This window comes from Thermomonas paludicola (assembly GCF_024498955.1).
Taxonomy (GTDB): Bacteria; Pseudomonadota; Gammaproteobacteria; order Xanthomonadales; family Xanthomonadaceae; genus Thermomonas; species Thermomonas paludicola.
In genome coordinates this window covers 1674703-1697828 of sequence record NZ_CP093311.1, presented here as the reverse complement: position 1 = coordinate 1697828, position 23126 = coordinate 1674703, and the positions used below count along the sequence as shown (strand labels likewise).

Genomic DNA, 23126 nt, shown 5'->3' with positions numbered 1-23126 from the left:
GCATGCTGCACTGGGCAAGGGCGTAGCACTGCACCGCTTCACCCGCATGCAGCCTGCGAGCCCCGGCGTGTCCAGAGCCGTACACGTGCATGTCGCTGCGGAAGTCTGGGGCGAGCGCAGGGCGGCGGATCGGATGCCGGCGACAACCCGCGCGAAAGAAAGAGCTGGCCGGCAATGTTGGCGCTTTGCAAGCCGGCGCAGGCAGGGCTGTCGCGTCCGGTGCGCGTGCCACCGATGGGCGACAAGGCTGCGAAGGTCGAGGGCCTGTGCCGCAGTTACCCCGCAGTTACGAAAAAGCCGGCGCTAGGCCGGCTTAACGTAAACCCTTGATTTGATTGGTCGGGGAGACAGGATTCGAACCTGCGACCTCTACGTCCCGAACGTAGCGCTCTACCAGACTGAGCTACACCCCGACGGTGTAGCCGCGCATTTTAGGCTGCAAGCACGATTCAGGCAAGTGGGTAGGTGACCTGATTGTCGTGACGGCTAAACTATCGGCTTCCCGCGTTGGAGCTACCCCCTGTGATCAAGCCGCGTACCCCGCCCGGGGTGATGGAACTGCTGCCCCGCGACCAGATCGCCTTCCAGCGCATGCTGGATACCATTCGCCAGACCTTCGAGCGGTTCGGTTTCCTGCCGGTGGAAACGCCGGTGATGGAGCTGTCCGATGTGCTGCTCACCAAGTCCGGCGGCGAGACCGAGCGCCAGGTGTATTTCGTGCAGTCCACGGGCGCGTTGGAAAAGGCCGCCGACGGCCGGCCGGAGCTGGCGTTGCGCTTCGATCTCACCGTGCCCTTGGCGCGCTATGTCGCCGAGCACGAGCATGAGCTGGCGTTTCCGTTCCGTCGCTACCAGATGCAGCGCGTCTATCGCGGCGAGCGCGCCCAGCGCGGGCGCTTCCGCGAGTTCTACCAGTGCGATATCGACGTGATCGGCAAGGATGCGCTGTCGCCACGCTTCGATGCCGAGCTGCCGGCGGTGATCGCGGCGGTGTTCGAGCGTCTGGCCATCGGCGAGTTCACCATCCAGCTCAACCACCGCAAGCTGCTGCGCGGCTATTTCGAAGGCCTGGGCATCGAAGGCGAGGCGCAGCTGCTGGTGTTGCGCGAGCTGGACAAGCTGGACAAGCGCGGAAGCGACGCGGTGCGGGCAACGCTGGCGGGCGAGGGCTTCGGCTTGGGTGCGGTGGTCATCGACAAGCTGATGGCGTTTTCGCAGGTGCGTTCGCAGGGGCATGACGATGCGCTGGCGCAACTGGACGTGCTGGGTAGCGGCACGCCTTTGTTCGAGGAGGGGCGCAGCGAGCTGCGCGCCATCCTGCAGCAACTCAAGGCGCTGGGCGTGGCGGAGTCGCGCTACGCGCTGAACCTGTCGATCGCGCGCGGGCTGGACTACTACACCGGCGTGGTCTACGAGACGACGTTGAACGCCTATCCGCAGATCGGCTCGATCTGCTCGGGCGGGCGCTACGAAAACCTCGCCGGCCACTACACCAAGTCGAAGTTGCCGGGCGTGGGCATTTCCATCGGCCTGACCCGGCTGTTCTTCCAGCTGAAGGATGCCGGATTGGTGCAGACCGCCGAGAGTTCGGTGGATGTGCTGGTGGCGCTGCTGGACGATGCCGGGCTGGAACCCGCGCTGGCGTTGTCGCAGCGGCTGCGCGCGGCGGGCCTGAACGTGGAAACCCAGTTGGAGCCGCGCAAGCTGGCCAAGCAGTTCCAGTACGCCGACAAGGCCGGGATCCGCTTCGTGGTGATGCGTGGCGAAGACGAAGCGGCGCGTGGCGTGGTCACGGTGAAGGATCTGCGCCGCGGCGAACAGTTTGAAGTGGTGGATACCGAGCTGGCCTCGGCCCTGTTGGTGGAGCGCGAGCAGTTGCGCGGCGTGGTGGAGGGCGAGCGATGAGCGATGCAGTGAGGCTGGACGGGTGTTCGTTGACGCGTTCGCAATTGGTGGCCGTGGCGCAAGGTGCCGGCGTTGAACTGGACGATGCCGCGCTGGTGCGGGTGGCGCGTGCGGCGGATTTCCTTGCCGCGCAGGTGGACAAGCAGGAGCCGATCTACGGCGTCTCCACGGGCTTCGGCAGCAATGCCGACAAGCTGCTTGGCGCGCATCGCCTGCGCGACGAACTACCGGGCGCGGTGCGTTCCGGGCAGTCGCCGCACATCGAATTGCAGCGCAACCTGATCGTGACCCATGCCGTGTGCGTGGGCGAGCCGTTCGCGCAGGAGGTGGTGCGGGCGATGCTGTGCATCCGCATCAACACGCTGCTGCGCGGGCATTCCGGCATCCGCGTGCAAACCCTGCAAGCGCTGACGGCGATGCTCAATGCCGGCATCGTGCCGGTGGTGCCGCAGTTGGGCTCGGTGGGCGCTTCCGGTGACCTCGCGCCGCTGTCGCACCTGGCCATCGTGCTGCTTGGCGGCGGCGAGGCCTTCGTGGACGGTGAACGCATGCCGGGCGGGCAGGCGCTAGCGCGCAAGGGGCTGCAGCCGGTCGAGCTTTCCTACAAGGAAGGCCTGGCGCTCAATAACGGCACCGCGCAGATGCTGGCGACCGGCGTGCTGGCGGTGCAGCAGTTGGAAGACCTGCTGGAAACCGCCGACCTCGCCGCGGCCATGACGCTGGATGCCTTCGCCGGCCGCCTCGGCGCGTTCGCGCCGGAGGTGCATGCGCTGCGTCCGCATCCTGGGCAGGTCAGGACGGCTGCGAATTTGCTGCGCTTGCTGGACGGTTCAACGCTGTCGGACATCGCCTATCACCTGGTGCCGAAATTCCGCCAATGGCTGCCGAACAGTTGGGATACACCCGCGTCGCAGGCGCTGGGTTTCGACATTGGCTGGGACTGGGTGCCGCTGTCGCAGCGCCACGGCCGCGAAAAGTTCTACCAGCGCTTCCTGCCGTTCCGCGGCGGCAAGAAGCACCAGCCGCAGGACAGCTACTCGCTGCGCTGCATCCCGCAAGTGCATGGCGCGGTGCGCGATGCGCTTGAGCAGGCCAAGCGCGTGCTGGATATCGAACTGAATTCGGTCACCGACAACCCGCTGGTGTTTCCCGACAAGACCGATGCCGCACACGTGGAGGAGCAGGTCATTTCCGCCGGCCATTTCCACGGCATGCCGCTGGCGCTGGCGATGAGCTACCTGAAGGCGGCGATCCCGGTGCTGGCTTCGATCAGCGAGCGCCGCCTCAACAAGCTGGTGGACCCGGCGACCAACGACGGCCTGCCGCCGTTCCTGATTGGCAATGAGGACGGCACCGAGTCGGGCCACATGATCGTGCAGTACACCGCGGCGGCCATCGTCAACGACCTCGCCAGTCGCGCAATGCCGGCTTCGGTGTATTCCATCCCGACCTCCGCGAACGCCGAGGACCACGTTTCGATGGGCGCCAACGAGGCGCGCCACGTGCTGGCGATGGCGAACGACCTGGGCAAGGTGCTGGGGCTGGAACTGTTCACCGCCGCGCAGGCGCTGGATCTGCGTCGCGACATGATCAATGCGGCGCGCGCGCTGGCCGACCGGATGGATGCCGAGGCGTTTGCCGCCAAGGTGGCGGGTGGCCCGCCGCCGGATGCGCCAGAGCGTGCCGGCTTCCTGGCCGAAGTGGACGCCCTGCGCGTGCAGCTGGCCGAAGCGGATGCGTTCCGGCCGGGCAGGGCGGTGGCGACCGCCCACGCGGCGATCCGTGCCCGCATTCCCTACCTGGACCGCGATCGCGCGCTGGACGGCGAGGTCGCGGCCGCGGTGGCGATGGTGGCCGACGGCAGCCTTCTGGCGGCGGTTCGCGCCGGCTGAGGCGAGCGGCCGTTGGCCCCGGCCGGGGGCCAACTCGCGTTGTCGATGGAAGGCGCGTTTGACGCGCCTTCATTATTGCGTTAATGTGATAACGTATTAGTACATTAATGTATTCGCCGAGCACCTGAAGAGAGGCGCCAACCCTCATGAAACAACGCCCCGAACCCTTGCCTGCGTATGACGCTGCGATCGCCATCGACGCGCTGGCCTATGTGCTCGCCTCCTTGAAGGGGGCTGCGGAAGTGCGCGCCTTTCTTGAGGACCTGTGCACGCCCGCCGAGCTGGAAGCCCTGGGCGACCGCTGGCGGGTCGTGCCCGAGCTGTTGCAGGGCGTGCCGTATCGTGAGATCCACGAACGCACCAAAGTCAGCGTGACCACCGTCGGCCGCGTTGCCCGCACCCTGGAACGGGGCGCGGGTGGGTATCGCAACGCCGCGCGCCGCCTTCGCCTTCCGACCGATTCCCAGTGAGTTTCCAGCCATGACCCTTGCCGCCAATCCGGCGGTGCGCGACCGTCTGCGCATCGCCATCCAGAAATCCGGTCGCCTCAGCGAGCCGGCCCGCGCCCTGCTGGCGTCCGCCGGCCTGAGCTGGCGCGAGAGCCGCGACAAACTGTTTTGCTATGGCGAATCGTTGCCGGTGGACTTGCTGCTTGTGCGTGATGACGATATTCCCGGGCTGATCGCCGAGGGTGTTTGCGATCTGGGCATCGTCGGCCGCAACGTCATGCTGGAACAGGCCGGCGAGCGCGAGGAAACAGGCAAGCGAGCAGTGTTTCGTGAATTGCGCGCGCTCGGTTTTGGCGGCTGCCGGTTGTCGATTGCCGTGCCCGATGGTTGGGACTGGCAAGGCCCGGCGCAGTTGGCCGGCAAGCGCATCGCCACGACTTACCCGAACCAGCTTCGCGCATGGCTGCGCGAGCAGCAGGTCGAAGCCGACATCGTGGTGTTGAACGGCTCGGTGGAGATCGCGCCGCGGCTGGGCCAGGCCGATGCGATTTGTGACCTGGTGTCCAGCGGCGCCACGTTGGCGGCCAATCAACTCAAGCCGGTGCTGGACATCCTGCAGAGCGAGGCGGTGTTGGCCGGGCCGGCGCTGCCCTTCGGCGACGTGCGCGCCGAGTTGGCCGAGTTGCTGCTGCGGCGCATGGATGGCGTGTTGCGCATCCGCGACAGCAAGCTGCTGCTGTTCCAGACGCCGCGCGATGCACTCAAACAGGTACTGCAGCTGCTGCCCGACGCCGAACCGCCGACGATGTGCGCGGTGGATGGTGGCGACACATTGGCGCTGCAGGCGTTGTGCCACGGCGCGATGACCTGGCAACGGCTGGAGGACCTGAAGCGCGCCGGCGCGCGCGGGCTGATGGTGCTGCCGGTGGAGCGCATGCTGGCATGAATCGGATCGATTGGAACGGCCTTGCCGAGAGCGAGCGCAGTGCCATGCTGCAGCGGCCGGTGCAGGCGGTATCTGGCGCGCTGCAGGCGGGCGTGCAGGCGATCTTCGACGATGTCGAAGAGCGCGGCGACACGGCGTTGCAGGAGCTGACCGCCAGATTCGACGGCGTGGCGCTGGATGCATTTGAAATCAGCGAGGAAGAGTCCGGGCGCGCACGCACGCAGGTGCCTGCCGACATGCAGGCGGCAATCGCGGAGGCGGCAGGGCGCATCGAGGCGTTCCATCGCGCCGGCATCACCCGTCCCTACGGGTTGGAAACGGCGCCGGGCTTGCGCTGCGAGCGCATGCTGCGGCCCATCCAGCGCGTGGGCCTGTACGTGCCTGCGGGGAGTGCGCCACTGCCTTCGACGGCGCTGATGTTGACCATTCCCGCGCATCTGGCCGGATGCCGGCAGATCGTGCTGTGCACGCCACCGCGCAAGGACGGCAGCGCCGATCCAGCGGTGCTGCTGGTGGCATCACAGGTGCCGGGCGTGCGCGTGTTCAAGCTCGGCGGCGCGCAGGCCATTGCGGCCATGGCCCTCGGAACCGCCAGCGTGCCGCGCTGCGACAAATTGTTCGGTCCCGGCAACGCATGGGTGGATGAAGCCAAGCGGCAGGCGACGCAGCGCCCCGGTGGTATCGCCATCGACATGCCGGCCGGGCCCTCCGAGGTCCTGGTGATTGCCGATGCCGGCGCGAACCCGGTGTTTGTTGCCGCCGATCTGCTGTCGCAAGCCGAGCACGGCCCGGATTCGCAGGTCCTGCTGCTGACCGACAGCCGCGACCTGCTGGATGCAGTGGCGCTGGAAATTGACGCGCAGCTTGCCGCACTGCCACGCGCCGAGATTGCAAGGCGTGCATTGGCGAGTTCGCGCCTGATCCAGGTGGCCGACATCGCGCAGGCGATCGAGGTCAGCAACCGCTATGCCCCGGAGCACCTGATCCTCGCCGTGCGCGAGCCGCGCCGCTGGCTGGATCGCGTGCACGCCGCCGGCAGCGTGTTCCTCGGCGACTGGACGCCGGAAGCGTTGGGCGATTACTGCAGCGGCAGCAATCACGTGCTGCCAACCGGAGGCGCCGCGCGTGCGTGGAGCGGCCTGTCGGTGGGCAGTTTCCAGAACGCCATTGCCGTGCAGGAGGCCACGCGGGCCGGCATTGCCGCGGCTGGCCCGTGCGCGGCCACGATGGCGCATGGCGAGGGCCTGCAGGCGCATGCGCGCGCGGTGGAACGTCGTTTGGAGCATGCAGCATGAGCGTGACCGTCAGGGCATTGTTGCGCGAAGACCTGCGCGACTTCGGGGGCTACAAATCCGCGCGCAGCGAGGCGCTGGCTGGCGAGATCTGGCTGAATGCCAATGAATCCGCCTGGACCAATCCTCGCGATGTCGGCGGGCAGCTGCGCCGTTATCCGTCGCCGCAGCCGGAGGCGCTGCGCGCGCGCCTGGCACAGGTGTACGCCGTGGCGCCTGCGCAGCTGTTGATCGGGCGGGGCAGCGACGAAGCGATCGACCTGTTGGTGCGCGCGTTTTGCGTGCCGGGGCAGGGGCGCATCGTGATCGCGCCGCCGGTGTTCGGAATGTATGCGGTGTACGCACGGCTGCACGGTGCGGAAGTGATCGAAGTGCCGCTGCGCGACGGTGCTGAGGGGCTGTGCGCGGACCTGCCGGGGCTGGGTGACGCTGCCGTGGAAAAGGGCGCCACGCTGGTATTCCTGTGCACGCCGGGGAATCCCTCGGGTGAGCTGCTCGCGCTGCCGGCAGTCGCGGCGTTGGCGCAGCGCCTGCGCGGACGCGCCATCGTGGTGGTGGACGAGGCCTACATCGAATATGCCGATGCGCCTTCGGCGACGACGCTGCTGGAAGAACACGACAATCTCGCGGTGTTGCGCACCTTGTCCAAGGCACACGCGTTGGCAGGCGCACGGGTGGGCTGCGTGATTGCCTCCGCGCCGATGATCGATGCGCTGCGCCGTTGCCAGGCCCCGTATCCCGTGCCACAGCCGGTGGCGGATGCGGCGCAGGCCGCGCTGGAGCCGCAGGCGCTGGCGCTGACCCGCAGCCGCATGGACGCCGTGCGCGAGGCGCGTGCGCGGCTGCAGGATGGCTTACGCGGGCTGGCGGGCGTGCGCCGAGTCTATCCCTCGGCGGGCAACTTCCTGCTGGTGCGTTTCGCCGATGCCGGCGCCGCGTTCGCCGCGTTGCTGGCCGCCGGGGTGGTGGTGCGCGACATGCGCGCGATGCCCCAGTTGGGCGATGCCCTGCGCATCAGCGTCGGCACCGCGGCCGAGTGCCGGCGCGTGCTGGCTGCACTGGGTGCATCGCTTGCGGACGGTGCGCCATGAGCCTGCGCCCCATCCTGTTCGTGGACCGCGACGGCACGCTGATCGAGGAGCCGGCCGACTTCCAGATCGACGCCTACGAGAAGCTGCGCTTCGTGCGCGGCGTCATCCCCGCGCTGCTGAAACTGCGCGACGCCGGCTACGAATTCGTCATCGTCAGCAATCAGGACGGGCTGGGCAGTGAAGCGTATCCGCGCGCGAGCTTCGACGCGCCACAGGCGTTGATGATGCAGGTGTTCGAAAGTCAGGGCATCGCGTTTCGCGAGGTGCTGATCGATGCCAGCCTTCCCGCCGACAACAGCCCCAACCGCAAGCCCGGCATCGGCATGATGCTGCGCTACCTGCAGGATCGCGGCATCGACTGGGCGCGCTCGGCGATGGTGGGCGATCGCAGCACAGACATCCAGTTTGCCGAGCACATGAACATCCGGGGCTTCCAGCTCCAGACCGCGCAGTTTGGCGGGGCGTGGGATTGGGCCGCGATTGCACATGAACTGGCCGACGCGCCGCGGCGTGCGCTGGTTCAGCGCAACACGAAGGAAACCAGGGTCCGGGTCGAGCTGGACCTGGATCGCACGGCCGAGCCGCAGGTGGCCACCGGCTTGCCGTTCTTCGATCACATGCTGGAGCAAATCGGCAAGCACGGTGGGTTTGCGTTGTCGGTTCGCACCGAAGGCGACTTGCACATCGACGAACACCACACGGTGGAAGACACCGGCCTTGCACTGGGGCAAGCGTTGCGGGAGGCGCTGGGCGACAAGCGCGGGATCGGTCGCTACGGCTTCACCCTGCCGATGGACGAGGCGCTGGCCAGCGCGGCGCTGGACTTCAGCGGCCGACCCTGCTTCGTGTTCGATGGTGCCTTCAGGCGCGAGCGCGTCGGTGATTTGCCCACCGAGTTGGTGGCGCATTTCTTCCGGTCACTGTGCGATGCCGCCGGCCTCAACCTCAACCTGAAGGTGCGCGGCGACAACGATCATCATCAGGTGGAAGCCTGCTTCAAGGCGGTGGCGCGGGCGCTGCGCCAGGCGATTCGCCGCGACGGTGCAGAGCTGCCTTCCACCAAGGGCTCGCTGTGACAAGGCTTGCCCTCATCGACGCGGGTGGGGCCAACTTCGGCTCGGTCTGCTACGCGCTGGAACGGCTCGGAGTGACGCCCTGCATCGTGCGCGATGCCGATGGCCTGCGCGACGCGCAGCGGATCATCCTGCCGGGCGTGGGAGCGGCGGCTCCGGCGATGGCGTTGCTGCACCAGCGCGGCTTGTTCGATGCGCTGCGCGCCACCCGCGTGCCGCTGCTGGGGATCTGTCTGGGCATGCAGTTGCTGTTCGAAGGTTCCGATGAGGGCGGCGTCGATTGCCTTGGGCTGCTGCGCGGGCGCGTGCGCAAGCTGCGCGGCGGCCCCGGCGTGCGCGTCCCGCACATGGGCTGGAACACGCTGGAGCGCGTGCGCGCATCGCCGTTGCTGGAGGGCATCGATGCGGCATCCAGCGCCTATTTCGTGCACGGTTATGCAGCGCCGGTGACCGCGGACTGCCTGGCCGCCTGCACGCACGGTGAACGTTTCGCCGCCATGGCGCGCCGTGGCAACGTGGCTGGCGCGCAATTCCACCCAGAGCGTTCGGCGGCCGTTGGCGCGCGACTGCTCGCCAATTTCCTGCGCTGGAGCGGCACATGAGTTTCACCGTCTATCCCGCCATCGATGTCCGCGACGGCTGCGTGGTGCGCCTGCGCCAAGGCGACTACGCCGATGAAACCCGATATGGCGACGATCCGCTGGCGCTGGCGCAGCGCCATGCACGCGCCGGCGCGGCGTGGCTGCACCTGGTCGACCTTGATGCGGCGCGGGCGGGCGGCTACACCTTGTTGCCGCTGCTGCGGGCGATTGCGGCAAGCACCGGCTTGCGCGTGCAAACCGGCGGTGGCGTGCGCAGCCGGGAAGACGTGGAGCAGCTGCTGGAGGCCGGCGCGGGGCGGGTGGTCATCGGGTCGCTGGCGGTGCGTGACCCCGTTGCCGCGTTGGGCTGGTTGCGCGAGTTCGGCAATGACCGTCTCACCATTGCGCTGGATACACGCCAGGACGACGCCGGCCGGTGGCGCTTGCCGGTGCATGGCTGGACCGAAGTCGCCTCGGAATCGCTGGAGGCATTGGCCGGGCGCTACGCCGAGGCCGGGTTGCAGCATCTGCTGTGCACCGATATCGCCCGCGACGGCATGCTGGGTGGCCCCAGTCTGGCCCTCTATCGCGCCTTGTGCGCGCAATGCCCGGGCCTGCAGATCCAGGCCAGCGGCGGCGTGCGCGATGTCGCCGATGTGCGCGCGGCGCGCGCGGCCGGTTGTGCTGGCGCCGTGCTGGGCAAGGCACTGCTGGAAGGGCGCATCGATCTGGGCGAGGCATTGGCATGTTGAGCCGCCGCCTGATTCCCTGCCTGGACGTGCGCGATGGCCGGGTGGTCAAGGGCGTGCGTTTCCGCGATCACGTCGATATCGGCGACATCGTGGAATTGGCGATGCGCTATCGCGACGAGGGCGCGGACGAGCTGGTGTTCTACGACATTGCCGCGAGCCCCGAGGGGCGCAGCGTGGATCGCGGGTGGGTGGAGCGGGTGGCGCGCGTCATCGACATTCCGTTCTGCGTGGCCGGCGGTATCCGCAGCGTGGACGAGGCGCGGGCGGTGCTGCGCGCGGGCGCCGACAAGGTGTCGATCAACACGCCGGCACTGGAGCGACCTGCGTTGATCAGCGAGCTGGCCGAAGCGTTCGGCGTGCAGTGCGTGGTGGTCGGCATCGATTCCCTGCGCGAAGCCGATGGCCAGTGGCGGGTGCGCACGCATACCGGTGACCCGGCCGCGATGCGCGCGCCGGGCCGGCTGACGCTGGAATGGGTGGAGCAGGCGCAGCGCCTGGGTGCGGGTGAGCTGGTGCTCAACTGCATGGGCAGCGATGGCGTGCGCAACGGCTATGACATCGAACAGCTGCGCGCCGTGCGCGAGGTGTGCGCGGTGCCCTTGATCGCTTCGGGAGGCGCGGGCGAAATCGCGCATTTCGTGGACGTCTTCGAACAGGCGGACGTGGATGGCGCGCTGGCCGCCAGCGTGTTCCATTCCGGCGCCGTGCCCATTCCGGAACTCAAGCGCCAACTGCGCGAGCAACACATCGAGGTGCGCCTGTGACCATTTTGAAAAGTGACATCGACGCGTTGGCGTGGGACAAGCAGGGCGGGCTGCTGCCGGCCATCGTGCAGGATGCGACCAGCCTGCGCGTGCTGATGTTGGGTTACATGAATCGAGACGCGCTTGCCGCGACGCTGGACAGTGGACGCGTGACCTTCTTCAGCCGCAGCCGGAACGCGCAATGGGTGAAAGGCGAGACCTCCGGACACGTGCTGGAATTGGAAGCCATCGACGTCGATTGCGATGCCGACACGTTGCTGGTGTCCGCGCGCCCCCACGGGCCAACCTGCCATTTGCAGCGCAGCAGTTGCTTCCCCGCAGCGTCGGGCGATGGCTTGGCGGAGTTGGATGCCCTGATCGCCACGCGCGAGCGGGAGCGCCCGCAGGGGAGCTACACCACGCGCCTGTTTGAAAGCGGCATCCGCCGCATGGCGCAGAAAGTCGGCGAGGAGGGCGTGGAAACCGCGCTGGCGGCAGTGGCGCAGGACGATGACGCGCTGCTGGGCGAAGCGGCCGACCTGCTGTATCACCTGCTGGTGTTGCTGCGCGCACGCGGGCTGTCGCTCGCGGACGCCAGACGGATGCTTGCCGCGCGGCGCGGATAGGCGTCAGGCCGCGCTGGTGGAGTGCCGCACGCAGTTGCGGCCGTCGTGTTTGGCGCGATACAACGCCTCGTCGGCCAGCCGGATGGCGTCTGCGGGCAGCACGCGGCGGGTTCCCTCGATGGCATGCACGCCAATGCTGGCGCTCATGCGGATCGCATGGCCGGTGCCGTGGACCACGGTCTGCTGGATGCGCAGGCGCACGGCTTCCGCCGTATGCAGCGCCAGGCTGGCATCGGTGCCGGGCAGAAGGATCACGAATTCCTCGCCGCCGAAACGTGCCGCCATGCCCTGCCGCGACTGCGCGATTTCTTCGATGGCGCGCGCTGCCGCGACCAGGCAGCCGTCGCCGGTCTGGTGGCCATATTGGTCGTTGATGCGCTTGAAGTGATCGAGATCCAGCAGCAGCAGTGCCAGCGGTTGCATGGTGTCGCCGCATGCATCCAGCGCCTGCTGCAACGCATCGTGGAAATGCCTGCGGTTGAAGAGGCCGGTCAGCGGGTCGCGCAGGCTGTAATCACGCAGCTTCACGTTGGCTTCGCCCAGCTGGGCCATCGTGGTGCGCAATTCGCGGGTTCGGTCGATCATTCCGCGTTCCAGTCGTTCGTTGGCTTCCTGCACGATGCGGATGTTGGCATCGCGCAGGTCGGCATAGCGCCTGCCAAGCGCCAGCGACAACAGCAGCAGCTCAAGCGCGGAGCCGATCTGCACGCCGTATTGGGTCCAGAAGCTCTGTGGCAGCACGCCGAATGCGAGCAGGGTGAAGGCGGTCGTGCCGGCCAGGAACATCGACCATGCCAGCAGGAACAGGCGCGCGGGTCGGTAGCCGCGATGCAGCATCACCACCGAGGCGGCGATGATCCACACCACGCCCAGCAGCACCGCGCGCGAGGCGATCGGTGTGGCGATGCTGTAGGGCAACCACAGCGAGGCCACGCCCAGTGCCGCGAAAAAAGCGACCAGGCACAGGCAGGCGATATTGCCCAATGGCCAGCGCGCGCGCAGGTCGAGGAAGCTGCGCGAGAACAGCTGCATGCCGATGAGCGCCAGGCAAATCGATAGTGGGACCGATGCGTCGGCCAGCCAGGCGGAATTGGGCCAAAGCAGTTCGAAGCCGTAGCCATTGAGGGTGAACAACACCACCCCGAACGCGCAGGTGTGCAGCAGATACCAGAAATACCCGGCATCGCGCAGCATCAGCCACAGCACCAGGTTGTAGCAGAGCAGGGCCAGCACGATGCCGTAATACAGTCCGTTGGCGAACTGTGCGTCACGCATCAGCTCGGCGAAGGCCTGCGGTGTGTACAGCATCAGCGGCACTTGCATCGAGCTTTCGCTCTTCACCCGCAGCAGCAGCTCCACGCGCTGGCCCGTGGGCAGGTCCAGGCGGAAGTTGGGATGGCGGTAGCGGATGAAGCGGTCGTCGAACGGCACGTGGTCGCCGCCCTCATCGTGCTCGACGCGGCCATCCGGATAACGCAGGTACAAATCCAGATTGTCGCTGAGCGCATATTCCTGGATCAGCAACCAGCGCGGTTCATCGTGCTGCAGATTTTCGATTGGCAGATAGAACCAGTAAGCGCCGCTCTGGAAGCCGAATGCCGGGTTGCCGTTGGGCAGTGGCGCGAAATTGCCCGCCTGTGCGCGCGCGTATGCCTGCTCCGGGCTGGCATCGGCATGCGGGTCGTGCCAGTACTGCAGCGACGCGGACAGCGAGAAACTGCTGTCGCCTGCCGCCAACTGCAGGGCCTGGGGCGGCGCCGCCGCGGCCGGGAACGCCGCGCACAGGCAAGCGGCCAGCATCAGCAGCCAACCCAGCAATGCCCTGTATGGCGCGCATGCGCGCACGTGAAGCGAACCGATCCCCATGCGCGGATTCTAGTGCAGGTGCAGCGCGGCCGCGCATAATCCGGGGATGCGCGACCTCATCCTCCTTGTGTTCCTGCTGGCCTCGACGCTGCCTGCCCTGGCGGCAGCGCCCGCCTGCGTGCCGGTGACCGTGGAAACACCGTTGGCCTTGCCCCGCAGCGGCGGCCAGGGGCCCGGCTGCCTGGCTTATCGGCGCGGGCCGGCCACGCTGCAGGGCGCGCACGCGCAAGTGCTGGTGTTGGGCGACCCGCAGGTGAAGTCGCCGCAGGATGTGGACTACCTGCGCCGCGACATCGTGCAGCCGCTGGTGGCGACGCAGGATGCGCGTCTGGGCGTGGTGCTGGGGGATCTTGTCGATGATGCCCCGGCACAATTCCCTGCGGTCAAAGCCGCGATCGAGGCCTTGCCGATGCCGTGGCTGTATGCGCCGGGCAACCACGATGTGGATGCCAACGCAAGCCGCGACGATGCGTCGTTGGGCGCTTTCCATCGCGCCATCGGCGCCGACACGTTTGCCCGCGAAACGGCGTTGGCCAATATCGCGGTGCTGGACGACGTGGTAGTGTTGCCGGGGCGCAAGCCGGGCTATGTCGGTGGGCTGCGCGAGGATCAATTCGCCTTTCTCGAGCGCTGGTTGCCGTCCCTGGACAAGGCGCGGCTGGTGGTACTGGCGCTGCATATTCCCTTGTTCGACAAAGCCGGGCAGGAGACGTTCCGCCACGCCGATCGCGACCGCCTGTTCGCGCTGCTGCAGCCGTTCCCGCACGTGCTGGTGCTGAGCGCGCACAGCCATTCGCAACGGCATGTGTTCCACGGCGTCGCCAGTGGCTGGCATGGCGCCACGCCGCTGCACGAGTACAACGTCGGTGCCGCCTGCGGGGCCTATTGGTCCGGCGTGAAAGACAGCGAGGGCATTCCCGATGCCACCATGCCCGACGGCACGCCCAATGGGTATGCGGTGCTGACCGTGAATGCCGGCGGTGGCTACGCGCTGGCGTGGCACAACGCGCGCGATGCCATGGACAGCCAGATCGGCCTGCACGCGCCGAAGGTCTTGCGGCGCGGCGCGTACCCGGCCTGGGGCGTTTTTGCCAACGTTTACATGGGCGATGACGAGACCCGCGTGGAATACCGCGTCGATGGCGCCGGGTGGCTGCCGATGCGCAAGGTGCTGCAGGCCGATCCGCGGCTGCTGGCGGAAAACATGCGCGATGACCAGGCCGACGCGCTGCGCGGCTTTGATCGCTCTCCGGAAGCCGAGCCGTCCGCGCATCTGTGGCGCGGCGCACTGCCGACCACGCTGGCAGTGGGCAGGCATCGGATCGAGGTGCGGGCGTTCGATCGCTGGCGCGGCGAGGTGCGGGCCAGCACCGATTACACGTTGCAGGAACGCGACCCCTGAGGCATCGGCTCAGGGGGTGATGTCGGCAAACGATTCCGCGCGCGGGTGACCGTTGGCCGACATGCCGCGTCGCGGCATCGGGTAGTCCTCGCGCCGGTCCAGCAGCACGGTGCGCAGGCCGGCATCGCGCGCGGCGTCGAGTTCCTCGACCACGTCGGAGAGGAACAGGATCTCGCCGGGCGCCTGTTGCAGCTCCCGCGCGATGGCACGGTAGCTGGCCGGCTCGCGCTTGCCGCCGACCTCGGTATCGAAAAAGCCGGAAAACAGCGGCGTCAGGTCGCCGGCGTCGGTATGCGCGAACAGCAGCTTCTGCGCCGGCACCGAGCCGGACGAATACACGGCCAGTCGATGGCCGGCCGCATGCCACGCTTGCAGCGCCGGCGCGACATCGGCATACAGCGGCGCGGTGAAATCGCCGCCGCGATAGCCGTCTTGCCAGATCATCCCTTGCAGCGCCTTCAGCGCCGTGTGCTTGCGGTCGGCGTCGATCCAGCCTTGCAGCGTTTCGACGATGACGCTGTCCTGGCAGGCGCTGGCGGAGATGTCGATGGCCACCGCGTCCAGCCAGCGGCGCACCTCCGGCGCATGCCCGTGGGCCTGGACGAACTCGGGCAGCGCCGCACGCGCGTAGGGAAACAGCACGTCCTTGACGAACGAGATGGACGAGGTGGTGCCTTCGATGTCGGTGAGGATGGTGGTGTTCAAGGCGCCTGCCCCGGCGTGTAGCGGGGGAATGCCTCCGCGATGCCGTTGCCGGTGAAGTAGCCGACCCAACCGTCCGGCCGGGTGAAAAAGCGGATCGCCACGAAACTGGGCTGCGGCCCCATGTCGAACCAGTGGCTGGTGCCGCTGGGCACGGCGAGCAGGTCGCCTGCCTCGCACAGCACCTCGTACACCTTGCCGCCCACGTGCAGGTTGAACTGGCCGGAGCCGGCAACGAAGAAACGCACCTCGTCCTCGTTGTGCGTGTGTTCGTTGAGGAACCTGGCGCGCAGCGCCTCGCGGTCCGGGTTGTCCGGGGCGATGCTGACCACGTCCACGCTCTGGAAGCCGCGCGTGGACATCAGGCGATCGATGTCGGTGCGATAGAACGCCTTGATCGCTTCCGGCGCATCGCCGGGCTGCACCGGGTTGAACGGGAACCACTGTTCGAACGCGACGCCGATGGTGTCCAGCACGGCGGCGATCTGGGCGTGCCCGGTCAGCGACAGCAGTGGCGAAGCGGGGTCGTGCTCGTTGAAAACGCGTAGTCGGCTCATGGCGATGGGTCCTGTCAGCCCCGCAGGCGGCGCATTTCCAGCTCGCAGCCGAGCAGGAATTCGAATGCGTCCAGGTGACGGCGCGCTTCGGTGATGTCGCGACCCCAGGCGTACAGGCCGTGGCCGGCAATCAGGTAGCCCCAGCTGTTGGGCGCGGTCAGCACTGCATCCACGCTGGCGGTCAATGCGTCCATGTCCTGCGAGTTCGGGACCACGGGCAGATCGACTTCCGCTTCGTGGCTGGTGTGGCCGCGCAGGGCCTTGAACAGTTCGTAGCCGCGCAGGCGTACCCGGCCTTCATCGACATGCAGCAGGCCGGCGATGGTCTGGGTGGGGGAGTGGGTATGCAGCACCGCGCCGACGTCGGGAAAGCGGCGGTAAATATGGGTGTGCAGCGCGGCTTCCGCCGAAGGCCGGTGGTGGGTGGCGACCGGGGTATTGTGCATGTCCACCACCATGATGTCGGCTTCGGTCAGGTGACCCTTGTCCTTGCCGGAAATCGTGATGGCGGCATGGTGTTGCCCCATGCGCATGGAGAAATTGCCGGCGGTGGCGGGCGTCCAGCCTTTGGCGGCCAGTTCGCGGGTGTGCGAGATGATCTGGGCGGCGCAGCCGGCGTACAGGGTGTGGTCGAAAGCAGGGGTATCCATTCGTGCAGTGTAGCGAGTGGCTGCGTGCTTTCTAAATGATAATTCAGGGCGAACTCATGGTGCCCGGTCGGGCTGGCGCTGCTGGCCGTAGTGTTTGAATTTCTCCAACACCCCGGCCATTTCTTGCGCCGACAGGTTGCGGGTGGTGCCCAACGTGCGCGCCAGCAGGTATTGGTGCGCCAGGTTCTCCACTTCCTCGGCCAAGGCATACGCCTCGGCGAGCGTTTGCCCGGTCGCCACCTGGCCGTGATTGGCCATCAGGCAGGCGCGCACGCCGTGCCGAAGCGCGTTCAGGATGTTGTCGGACAGCTCGCCGGTGCCGAACGTGGCGTAGCCGGCGCAGGGGATGTGGTCGCCGCCGGCCACCGCCACCATGTAATGGAAGGCGGGGATGCTTTCGCCCAGGCAGGCCAGTGCAGTGGCGTAGGTGGAATGCACGTGCACCACCGCGTTCATCTGCGGAAATGCATGCAGGATGTCGCAGTGGAAGCGCCACTCGCTGGAAGGCAGCAGTTGTCCCGATGGGCAGCTGCCGTCCGCCTGCAGATAGACGATGTCCTCGGGCTGCAGCCGGTCATACGCGCGCCCGGTAGGGGTAATCAGCAGGCCCTCGCCCCAGCGCAGGCTGGCGTTGCCGGACTTGTTCAATGACAGGCCGGAGGCGTTCATCGCCCGGCAATGGTCGATCAGCGACTGGCGGGCGGCGCGCTCGTGGTCGTGCATGGCAATGTCGGTCGGGAAGGAGGCGAAAGGATAACGCCGGCCCGCCACGGATACGAAAAACCCGGCCGAAGCCGGGTTTCCCGTGATCTTGCAAAACTCCGCCTGGAGCGATTACTGAATCGGTGGGACCGGCGGCGGAATCCCGCTGTCTTCCTCGTGGACCTCCAGCAGGCCGCGGCCCAGGTGGCTCTTCCGATAGCCATAGAGGAAGTACAGCACCAGGCCGATGGCGCCCCACACCGGCAGCACCATCTTCGCCTCGTAAGGCAGGTTGATGAACAGGAACACGGTGCCTGCGACGGCGAGCGGAGCCACCACCCACACCATCGGAGTACGGAACGGGCGATGCCGGCCCGGATCTTTCACGCGCAGGATCAGCACCGCCAGCGCGACCATGAAGAAGGCGAACAGCGTGCCCGAATTGGAGATGTCGGCCAATTGCCCGACCGGGAACAGCGCGGCGGCGATGGCGACGAACACGCCGGTGATGATCGTGACCTTGTGCGGGGTCTTCCACTTCGGATGCACGTCGGCCAGTTTTTCCGGCAGCAGGCCATCGCGCGCCATCACGAAGAAGATGCGGGTCTGGCCATACAGCATCATCAGGATCACCGACGGCAGGGCGAGATTGGCAGCCAGCCCAACCATGTCACCCAGGCGGTTGTGGTTCATCATGCGCAGCACGTGCGCCAGCGCCTCGTTGGAGCAGACCAGCGGCTGCTGGCCAAGCGCCAGCAGCGCCTTGCACTGTTCCACGAACTCCGGCGAACCCGGCTGCACGCCTGCTGCAGTCGGCTGCGCGCCGATCACGCCCACCGCGCCCGCGGCGACCAGCAGGTAGAAGATGGTGCAGACGGCGAGACTGCCAAGCAGCCCGATGGGCACGTTGCGTTGCGGGTTCTTGGTTTCTTCCGCCGCGGTGGAGACCGCATCGAAGCCGACGTAGGCGAAGAAGATCGAAGCGGCGGCGCCGACCACGCCGAGACCGGCGCCATGCCCATTGCCGAACCAGCCATTGGGCGTGAACGGCTCGAAATGGGTGCCATTGACGGCGGGCAGGGTGACCGCGATGAAGACCACCAGCGCGGCGATCTTGATCATCACCAGCACGGCGTTGACGCGCGCACTTTCGGTGGTGCCGATGACCAGCAGGGCGGTGACGGCCAGCGCGATGAGAACGGCCGGCAGATTGAACACGCCGTGGCTGAAATCGACGTGGGGCATGCCGCCGACAAACGACCAGGCGGGACCGGACGCCAATAGCGCGGGTAATTCGAATCCGGTCGCGCTCTTGACCAGCCCCATGAAATACCCGGACCACCCCACCGAGACCGCTGAGGCGGCCACCGCATATTCCAGGATCAGCGCCCAGCCGACGGTCCAGGCCAACAGCTCGCCCATCACCGCATAGGTGTAGGTGTAGGCCGAACCGGAGACCGGCACCATCGAGGCGATTTCGGAGTAGCAAAGTGCCGCGACCGCGCAGACTGCGCCGGCGATCACGAAGCTCCACATCATGCCGGGGCCGGCTTTCTGGGCTGCGGCAGCGGTCAGCACGAAGATGCCGGTGCCGATGATGGCGCCGATGCCGAGCATGGTGAGCTGGAATGCGCCAAGCTGGCGCGTGAGCGACTTCTTCGCTGCGGTTTCAAGAATCTTGTCAAGCGGCTTGACGCGCTGGAACAGCATCCGGTGGTTCCCCCAGGTTCAGGTGCAAGGGCGGCGTCGCTGGCGCGGGCCGCAAGTCGCCGACCTTATACGCTCAGGGGTAATTGGCACAAGCATCGCGAGTCACGACGCTGGATAATGTGGCCCATTCATGATCCGGATGGAGCGATCACGCATGGATGTCGAACTGGATGCCGCGCTGGCGGACTACGCCGCGCGTTGGCCCGAGGAGGCCGCGACGGTTGCCCTGTTCAGGGTGCTGCTGGCGGATGCCGAAAACCCGTTTCGGCGCGAACGCCTGGCCGGCCATTTCACCGCGTCGTGTTGGCTGGTGGACCAGGCGGGCCGGCGCGTGTTGTTGACCCACCATCGCAAGCTGGGCCTGTGGCTGCAGCTGGGCGGGCATGCCGACGGCCAGCGCGAGTTGCACCTGGCCGCGCTGCGCGAGGCGGAGGAGGAATCGGGCCTGTCCAGCCTGCGCGTGGAAGACGGCATATACGACCTCGACCGGCATTGGATTCCCGAGCACAAATCGGTGCCTGCGCACTGGCATTACGACGTGCGCTACGTCGTCCATGCTGGCGGGGACGAGGCCTACACGGTCAGCGAGGAGTCGCTGGACCTGGCCTGGCGCGGCATCGAGGAACTGGCGGTGGATGCGGCAACCGATGTCTCCGTGCGGCGCATGGCGCGCAAATGGCTGGCGCGCGGCGCATAGGGCGCAGGTTGCCGCCAGCGTGGCGGGCTCAGTACAGGACCCGGGCGCGCAGCGTGCCTTCGATGGCGGCCAGTTCGCCGCGAATGGCGTTGGCCTGTGCCTCGGTGGCGCTGATGTCGATCACCACATAGCCCAGCTTGGGGTCGGTGCGCAGGAACTGGCCGTCGATGTTGAGGTTGTGGCGGCTGAAAATTTCGTTGATGCGTGAAAGTACGCCGGGCACGTTGCGATGGATGTGCAGCAGGCGCAGGCTGCCTTCGTGCTCGGGCAGGGTGACTTCGGGGAAGTTGACCGCCGACAGCGTGCTGCCGTTGTCGCTGTAGCGCACCAGTTTGGCCGCCACTTCCACGCCGATGTTGTCCTGCGCTTCCAGCGTGCTGCCGCCGATGTGCGGGGTCAGGATCACGTTGTCGTGCGCGGTCAGCGGGGATTCGAAACGGTCGCCGTTGGCCTTGGGTTCAAGCGGGAAGACATCCACCGCCGCGCCGCCGAGATGGCCGCTGTGCAAGGCGGCGTCCAGCGCCAGGATGTCCACCACGGTGCCCCGTGCGGCGTTGATCAAATGCGCGCCCGGCTTCATTTTCGCCAGCTGCGCCGTGCCGATCATCCATTGCGTGGCGGCGGTTTCCGGCACATGCAGGGTGACCACGTCGGCGCGTGCCAGCAGGTCGTCCAGGCCGGCGGCGGGCTGCGCATTGCCCAGCGAGAGCTTGGTTTCGATGTCGTGGAAGACCACCTGCATGCCCAGCCCCTCGGCCAGCACGCCCACTTGGGTACCGATGTGGCCGTAGCCGATGATGCCCAGGGTCTTGCCGCGCACCTCGTGGCTGCCAACGGCTGCCTTGGACCAGCCGCCGCGATGGCATTCGGCATTCTTCCGCGGAATGCCGCGCATCAGCATCACCGCCTGCGCCACCACCAGTTCGGCCACCGAGCGGGTGTTGGAATAGGGTGCGTTGAACACCGGGATGCCGAATGCTTCGGCGCTTTCCAGATCCACTTGATTGGTGCCGATGCAGAAGCAGCCGACGGCGAGCAAGCGCTTGGCTTCGGCCAGCACCTCGGCGGTGAGCTGGGTGCGTGAGCGCAGGCCGACGATATGCGCTTCGGCGATGCGTGCCTTCAGCTCGTCCTCCGGCAACGCCTTGGCGTGGTATTCGATCTGGCTGTAGCCGGCCGCCGTGAAGATGTCCACCGCCGTCTGGCTGACGCCTTCCAGCAACAGCACGCGAATATCCTGTTTGGGGAAGGAGGTCTTCTTGGCAGACATGCGTGCTGGCATCCGGCATGGTATGGGACGCCGACTATGCCAGAAAGGCAGCCGTTTATGTTGCACTGCGACATGCTATTTTTCGACGACGACATGCCGGCCTGGATGCCGCGACAGCCTCCGGCTGTGCGCCCCGTGCCGCCGCCGCACTCGACTTCCCACAGGCCCCTGCCATGCCCGACAACCGCTTGATTTCCCTGCGTGCAGCGCTTCCGGAGCTGCGCCTGCTGACCGACGCCGCCGATCTTGAGCATTACGGGCGCGACTGGACCCGGCGCTGGACGCCGGCACCGCTGGCCATCGCGCTGCCGGGCAGCGTTGACGAGGTGCGGGCGGTCATGCGCTGGGCGAACACGAATGGCGTGGCGGTGGTGCCCTCCGGCGGTCGCACCGGTTTGTCCGGCGGCGCGGTGGCCGCCAATGGCGAGTTGGTGCTGAGCCTGGAGCGCATGAACAAGGTGCTGGGCTTTGATGCGCTGGATCGCACCCTGACCGTGCAGGCCGGCATTTCGCTGCAGGCGGCGCAGGACGCCGCGCGTGAACACGGTTTGCAGTACCCGGTGGATTTCGCTTCGCGCGGGTCGTGCAGCATCGGTGGCACCATCGCCACCAATGCCGGCGGCATCCGCGTCGTGCGGCACGGCAACACCCGTGAATGGATCGCCGGAATGACGCTGGTGACCGCCAGCGGCGAGTTGCTGGAACTGGGGCGCGCGCTGGTGAAGAACTCCAGCGGCTACGACCTGCGGCATCTGGCGATTGCCTCGGAAGGCACGCTGGGCATCGTGGTCGAAGCCACCCTGAAGCTGACCGACCCGCCGCCGCCGAGCAGCGTGATGCTGCTGGCGTTGCCGTCGTTCGAGGCGCTGATGCAGGTGTTTGCCGTGTTCCGTTCGCGGCTGCAATTGCAGGCGTTCGAATTCCTCACCGACGTGGCGCTGAAGCATGTGCTGGTGCATGGCGCGCAGGCGCCTTTCGGCGAGCCGCACCCGTATTGCGTGGTCACCGAATTCGCCAGTGACCCAGCCAGCGAGGCCGAGGCATTGGCGGCATTCGAGCAGTGCGTGAACGACGGTCTGGTGAGTGATGGCGTGATCAGCCAGAGCGAGGCACAGGCCGCGCAGCTATGGCGGTTGCGCGAAGGCATTACCGAAAGCCTCGCCCGGTACGTGCCTTACAAGAACGATGTCTCGGTGCGCATTTCGGCGATGCCGGCCTTCCTTGCGGAAACGCAGGCGCTGCTGCGGCGCGAATACCCGCAGTTCGAGGTGGTCTGGTTCGGCCACATCGGCGACGGCAACCTGCATATCAACATCCTGAAGCCGGACGGGATGGCGCAGGACGCGTTCGTGGCCGACTGCGAACGGGTCACCAAATTGCTGGCCGGGGTGCTGCAGGCGCATGGCGGCAGCATTTCCGCAGAACACGGCATTGGTCTGGTGAAGAAAGCCTATCTTGGCTGCACCCGCAGCGCGGCGGAGATCGCGCTGATGCGCGGCATCAAGGCGGTGCTGGACCCGAACGGCATCCTGAATCCGGGCAAGCTGTTCGACCCGTAAGCGCACGCCGCAGGAGCGTGACTGCAGTGGCCAATGGGTAGCGCTGTGCTTTTACGGCGGGGACAGGCGCTGATCCAGCCGTGTGCGAATCGCCGGCCATTCCGGTGCGGTGATCGAATATGTGTAGGTGTCGCGCAGGCTGCCGTCCTTGTGGCGGCGGTGTGCGCGCAGGATGCCGTCGCGCTGCGCGCCCAGACGCTGGATCGCCGCCTGCGAACGCAGGTTCTGGTGGCTGGTATGGAAATACACCGACTGCGCGCCGAGCGTATCGAAAGCGTGGCCCAGCATCAGCCGCTTGCCCGCGGTGTTGACGTGGCTGCGCCAGACCGATGCCGCGTGGAAGGTGTAGCCGATCGCCAGCGTGGGCACCGACAGGTCGATGTCGTAGAAGCGGGTGCTGCCGACCACGCGGCCATCGGCGACGATGGCGAACGGCAGCTGTTGCCCGGCATCGCGCATCGCCAGCGCCTGATCCACCCAGCCCGCAATGCCCTCGCGGGCGGGCACGTTGACGTAGTTGATCGCGCCGATGTCGCCATCGTCCACCGCGTCCTGCAGCGCCGCGATATGGTCGCGCGCCAGTGGTTCCAGGCGCACGCCGTGGGTGGAAAGGGAGAAGGGCGGAAGGCTCATGCCATTGGCTTCCGGACTTGCCAGCTCA

22 protein-coding genes and 1 tRNA gene are annotated in these 23126 nt (G+C 67.1%); 14 read left to right on the top strand and 9 right to left on the bottom strand.

Annotated features, from left to right (window positions below; genetic code table 11):
• Positions 1-336: 336 nt before the first annotated feature.
• Positions 337-413: transfer RNA gene (locus tag LIW09_RS07915), tRNA-Pro, on the bottom strand.
• A gap of 109 nt (positions 414-522) precedes the next feature.
• On the opposite strand from LIW09_RS07915, the gene hisS reads away from it, so the two are divergent.
• From hisS to hisIE, 11 genes are all read left to right on the top strand, one after another.
• Positions 523-1905, top strand: a complete 1383-nt coding sequence (gene hisS / locus LIW09_RS07910) for a histidine--tRNA ligase (protein ID WP_256645108.1) — start codon at positions 523-525, stop codon at positions 1903-1905.
• Positions 1902-3797, top strand: coding sequence for an HAL/PAL/TAL family ammonia-lyase (locus LIW09_RS07905; protein WP_256645107.1), 1896 nt, complete (start codon positions 1902-1904; stop codon positions 3795-3797). Before hisS ends, LIW09_RS07905 begins: the two co-directional genes overlap by 4 nt.
• Before the next feature lie 146 nt (positions 3798-3943).
• On the top strand, positions 3944-4267 hold the full coding sequence (locus LIW09_RS07900) for a YerC/YecD family TrpR-related protein (RefSeq protein WP_256645106.1): 324 nt from the start codon (positions 3944-3946) through the stop codon (positions 4265-4267).
• A 10-nt stretch (positions 4268-4277) separates the two neighbouring features.
• Entirely contained in the window at positions 4278-5192 is a 915-nt protein-coding gene (hisG, locus tag LIW09_RS07895) for an ATP phosphoribosyltransferase (RefSeq protein ID WP_256645105.1), read from the top strand.
• Positions 5189-6487, top strand: coding sequence for a histidinol dehydrogenase (gene hisD / locus LIW09_RS07890; RefSeq protein WP_256645104.1), 1299 nt, complete (start codon positions 5189-5191; stop codon positions 6485-6487). The genes hisG and hisD overlap by 4 nt, the downstream gene beginning before the upstream one ends.
• A complete protein-coding gene (gene hisC / locus LIW09_RS07885; protein WP_256645103.1) occupies positions 6484-7575 on the top strand; it encodes a histidinol-phosphate transaminase in 1092 nt (363 codons plus the stop codon). Before hisD ends, hisC begins: the two co-directional genes overlap by 4 nt.
• Positions 7576-7577: 2 nt before the next feature.
• Positions 7578-8651 (top strand): bifunctional histidinol-phosphatase/imidazoleglycerol-phosphate dehydratase HisB, encoded by a 1074-nt coding sequence (gene hisB, locus LIW09_RS07880; RefSeq protein WP_256647184.1) that lies wholly within the window; start codon positions 7578-7580, stop codon positions 8649-8651.
• Positions 8648-9250 (top strand): imidazole glycerol phosphate synthase subunit HisH, encoded by a 603-nt coding sequence (gene hisH, locus LIW09_RS07875; RefSeq protein WP_256645102.1) that lies wholly within the window; start codon positions 8648-8650, stop codon positions 9248-9250. The genes hisB and hisH overlap by 4 nt, the downstream gene beginning before the upstream one ends.
• Positions 9247-9981 (top strand): 1-(5-phosphoribosyl)-5-[(5-phosphoribosylamino)methylideneamino]imidazole-4-carboxamide isomerase, encoded by a 735-nt coding sequence (hisA, locus tag LIW09_RS07870; RefSeq protein ID WP_256645101.1) that lies wholly within the window; start codon positions 9247-9249, stop codon positions 9979-9981. The genes hisH and hisA overlap by 4 nt, the downstream gene beginning before the upstream one ends.
• A complete protein-coding gene (gene hisF / locus LIW09_RS07865) occupies positions 9975-10745 on the top strand; it encodes an imidazole glycerol phosphate synthase subunit HisF (RefSeq protein WP_256645100.1) in 771 nt (256 codons plus the stop codon). The genes hisA and hisF overlap by 7 nt, the downstream gene beginning before the upstream one ends.
• Positions 10742-11350: a bifunctional phosphoribosyl-AMP cyclohydrolase/phosphoribosyl-ATP diphosphatase HisIE gene (hisIE, locus tag LIW09_RS07860; RefSeq protein ID WP_256645099.1), complete on the top strand. Its 609-nt coding sequence runs from the start codon at positions 10742-10744 to the stop codon at positions 11348-11350. Before hisF ends, hisIE begins: the two co-directional genes overlap by 4 nt.
• Positions 11351-11353: 3 nt before the next feature.
• On the opposite strand, the gene LIW09_RS07855 is transcribed toward hisIE, so the two are convergent.
• Positions 11354-13216, bottom strand: coding sequence for a sensor domain-containing diguanylate cyclase (locus tag LIW09_RS07855; RefSeq protein ID WP_256645098.1), 1863 nt, complete (start codon positions 13214-13216; stop codon positions 11354-11356).
• A 46-nt stretch (positions 13217-13262) separates the two neighbouring features.
• Between LIW09_RS07855 and LIW09_RS07850 the strand changes: the two genes are divergently transcribed.
• Positions 13263-14618 carry a calcineurin-like phosphoesterase C-terminal domain-containing protein gene (locus tag LIW09_RS07850; protein ID WP_256645097.1) on the top strand — a complete coding sequence of 452 codons (1356 nt, stop codon included), beginning with the start codon at positions 13263-13265 and terminating at the stop codon, positions 14616-14618.
• Positions 14619-14627: 9 nt separating this feature from the next.
• On the opposite strand, the gene mtnC is transcribed toward LIW09_RS07850, so the two are convergent.
• The 5 genes from mtnC to LIW09_RS07825 all read right to left on the bottom strand — a co-directional run bounded on the left by mtnC (position 14628) and on the right by LIW09_RS07825 (position 18939).
• The gene (gene mtnC / locus LIW09_RS07845; protein ID WP_256645096.1) at positions 14628-15323 is read right to left on the bottom strand and encodes an acireductone synthase; all 696 of its coding nucleotides are present in this window, start codon (positions 15321-15323) and stop codon (positions 14628-14630) included.
• Positions 15320-15877 carry a 1,2-dihydroxy-3-keto-5-methylthiopentene dioxygenase gene (locus LIW09_RS07840; RefSeq protein ID WP_256645095.1) on the bottom strand — a complete coding sequence of 186 codons (558 nt, stop codon included), beginning with the start codon at positions 15875-15877 and terminating at the stop codon, positions 15320-15322. The genes mtnC and LIW09_RS07840 overlap by 4 nt, the downstream gene beginning before the upstream one ends.
• A gap of 14 nt (positions 15878-15891) precedes the next feature.
• Complete coding sequence (locus LIW09_RS07835) at positions 15892-16527, bottom strand: methylthioribulose 1-phosphate dehydratase (RefSeq protein ID WP_256645094.1); 636 nt, start codon at positions 16525-16527, stop codon at positions 15892-15894.
• Between the two features lie 54 nt (positions 16528-16581).
• On the bottom strand, positions 16582-17250 hold the full coding sequence (locus LIW09_RS07830) for a class II aldolase/adducin family protein (RefSeq protein ID WP_256645093.1): 669 nt from the start codon (positions 17248-17250) through the stop codon (positions 16582-16584).
• Between the two features lie 111 nt (positions 17251-17361).
• Complete coding sequence (locus LIW09_RS07825; protein WP_256645092.1) at positions 17362-18939, bottom strand: amino acid permease; 1578 nt, start codon at positions 18937-18939, stop codon at positions 17362-17364.
• Between the two features lie 130 nt (positions 18940-19069).
• On the opposite strand from LIW09_RS07825, the gene LIW09_RS07820 reads away from it, so the two are divergent.
• Complete coding sequence (locus LIW09_RS07820) at positions 19070-19636, top strand: NUDIX hydrolase (RefSeq protein ID WP_256645091.1); 567 nt, start codon at positions 19070-19072, stop codon at positions 19634-19636.
• Between the two features lie 28 nt (positions 19637-19664).
• Here the strand turns inward: LIW09_RS07820 and serA are convergent, their stop codons facing one another.
• Positions 19665-20906 (bottom strand): phosphoglycerate dehydrogenase, encoded by a 1242-nt coding sequence (gene serA / locus LIW09_RS07815; RefSeq protein WP_256645090.1) that lies wholly within the window; start codon positions 20904-20906, stop codon positions 19665-19667.
• 173 nt (positions 20907-21079) lie between these two features.
• Between serA and LIW09_RS07810 the strand changes: the two genes are divergently transcribed.
• Positions 21080-22465 (top strand): FAD-binding oxidoreductase, encoded by a 1386-nt coding sequence (locus LIW09_RS07810; protein ID WP_256645089.1) that lies wholly within the window; start codon positions 21080-21082, stop codon positions 22463-22465.
• Between the two features lie 51 nt (positions 22466-22516).
• Here the strand turns inward: LIW09_RS07810 and LIW09_RS07805 are convergent, their stop codons facing one another.
• Positions 22517-23098 (bottom strand): GNAT family N-acetyltransferase, encoded by a 582-nt coding sequence (locus LIW09_RS07805; protein ID WP_256645088.1) that lies wholly within the window; start codon positions 23096-23098, stop codon positions 22517-22519.
• Between the last annotated feature and the right edge of the window lie 28 nt (positions 23099-23126).

Bases quoted from the DNA above. Each gene is read 5' to 3' on its own strand.
- LIW09_RS07905 (WP_256645107.1), top strand. From the start codon at position 1,902: ATGAGCGATGCAGTGAGGCTGGACGGGTGTTCGTTGACGCGTTCGCAA.
- LIW09_RS07900 (WP_256645106.1), top strand. From the start codon at position 3,944: ATGAAACAACGCCCCGAACCCTTGCCTGCGTATGACGCTGCGATCGCC.
- hisG (WP_256645105.1), top strand. From the start codon at position 4,278: ATGACCCTTGCCGCCAATCCGGCGGTGCGCGACCGTCTGCGCATCGCC.
- hisD (WP_256645104.1), top strand. From the start codon at position 5,189: ATGAATCGGATCGATTGGAACGGCCTTGCCGAGAGCGAGCGCAGTGCC.
- hisC (WP_256645103.1), top strand. From the start codon at position 6,484: ATGAGCGTGACCGTCAGGGCATTGTTGCGCGAAGACCTGCGCGACTTC.
- hisA (WP_256645101.1), top strand. From the start codon at position 9,247: ATGAGTTTCACCGTCTATCCCGCCATCGATGTCCGCGACGGCTGCGTG.
- hisF (WP_256645100.1), top strand. From the start codon at position 9,975: ATGTTGAGCCGCCGCCTGATTCCCTGCCTGGACGTGCGCGATGGCCGG.
- LIW09_RS07855 (WP_256645098.1), bottom strand. From the start codon at position 13,216: ATGGGGATCGGTTCGCTTCACGTGCGCGCATGCGCGCCATACAGGGCA.
- LIW09_RS07850 (WP_256645097.1), top strand. From the start codon at position 13,263: ATGCGCGACCTCATCCTCCTTGTGTTCCTGCTGGCCTCGACGCTGCCT.
- LIW09_RS07840 (WP_256645095.1), bottom strand. From the start codon at position 15,877: ATGAGCCGACTACGCGTTTTCAACGAGCACGACCCCGCTTCGCCACTG.
- LIW09_RS07835 (WP_256645094.1), bottom strand. From the start codon at position 16,527: ATGGATACCCCTGCTTTCGACCACACCCTGTACGCCGGCTGCGCCGCC.
- LIW09_RS07830 (WP_256645093.1), bottom strand. From the start codon at position 17,250: ATGCACGACCACGAGCGCGCCGCCCGCCAGTCGCTGATCGACCATTGC.
- LIW09_RS07825 (WP_256645092.1), bottom strand. From the start codon at position 18,939: ATGCTGTTCCAGCGCGTCAAGCCGCTTGACAAGATTCTTGAAACCGCA.
- LIW09_RS07820 (WP_256645091.1), top strand. From the start codon at position 19,070: ATGATCCGGATGGAGCGATCACGCATGGATGTCGAACTGGATGCCGCG.
- serA (WP_256645090.1), bottom strand. From the start codon at position 20,906: ATGTCTGCCAAGAAGACCTCCTTCCCCAAACAGGATATTCGCGTGCTG.
- LIW09_RS07810 (WP_256645089.1), top strand. From the start codon at position 21,080: ATGCCCGACAACCGCTTGATTTCCCTGCGTGCAGCGCTTCCGGAGCTG.
- LIW09_RS07805 (WP_256645088.1), bottom strand. From the start codon at position 23,098: ATGAGCCTTCCGCCCTTCTCCCTTTCCACCCACGGCGTGCGCCTGGAA.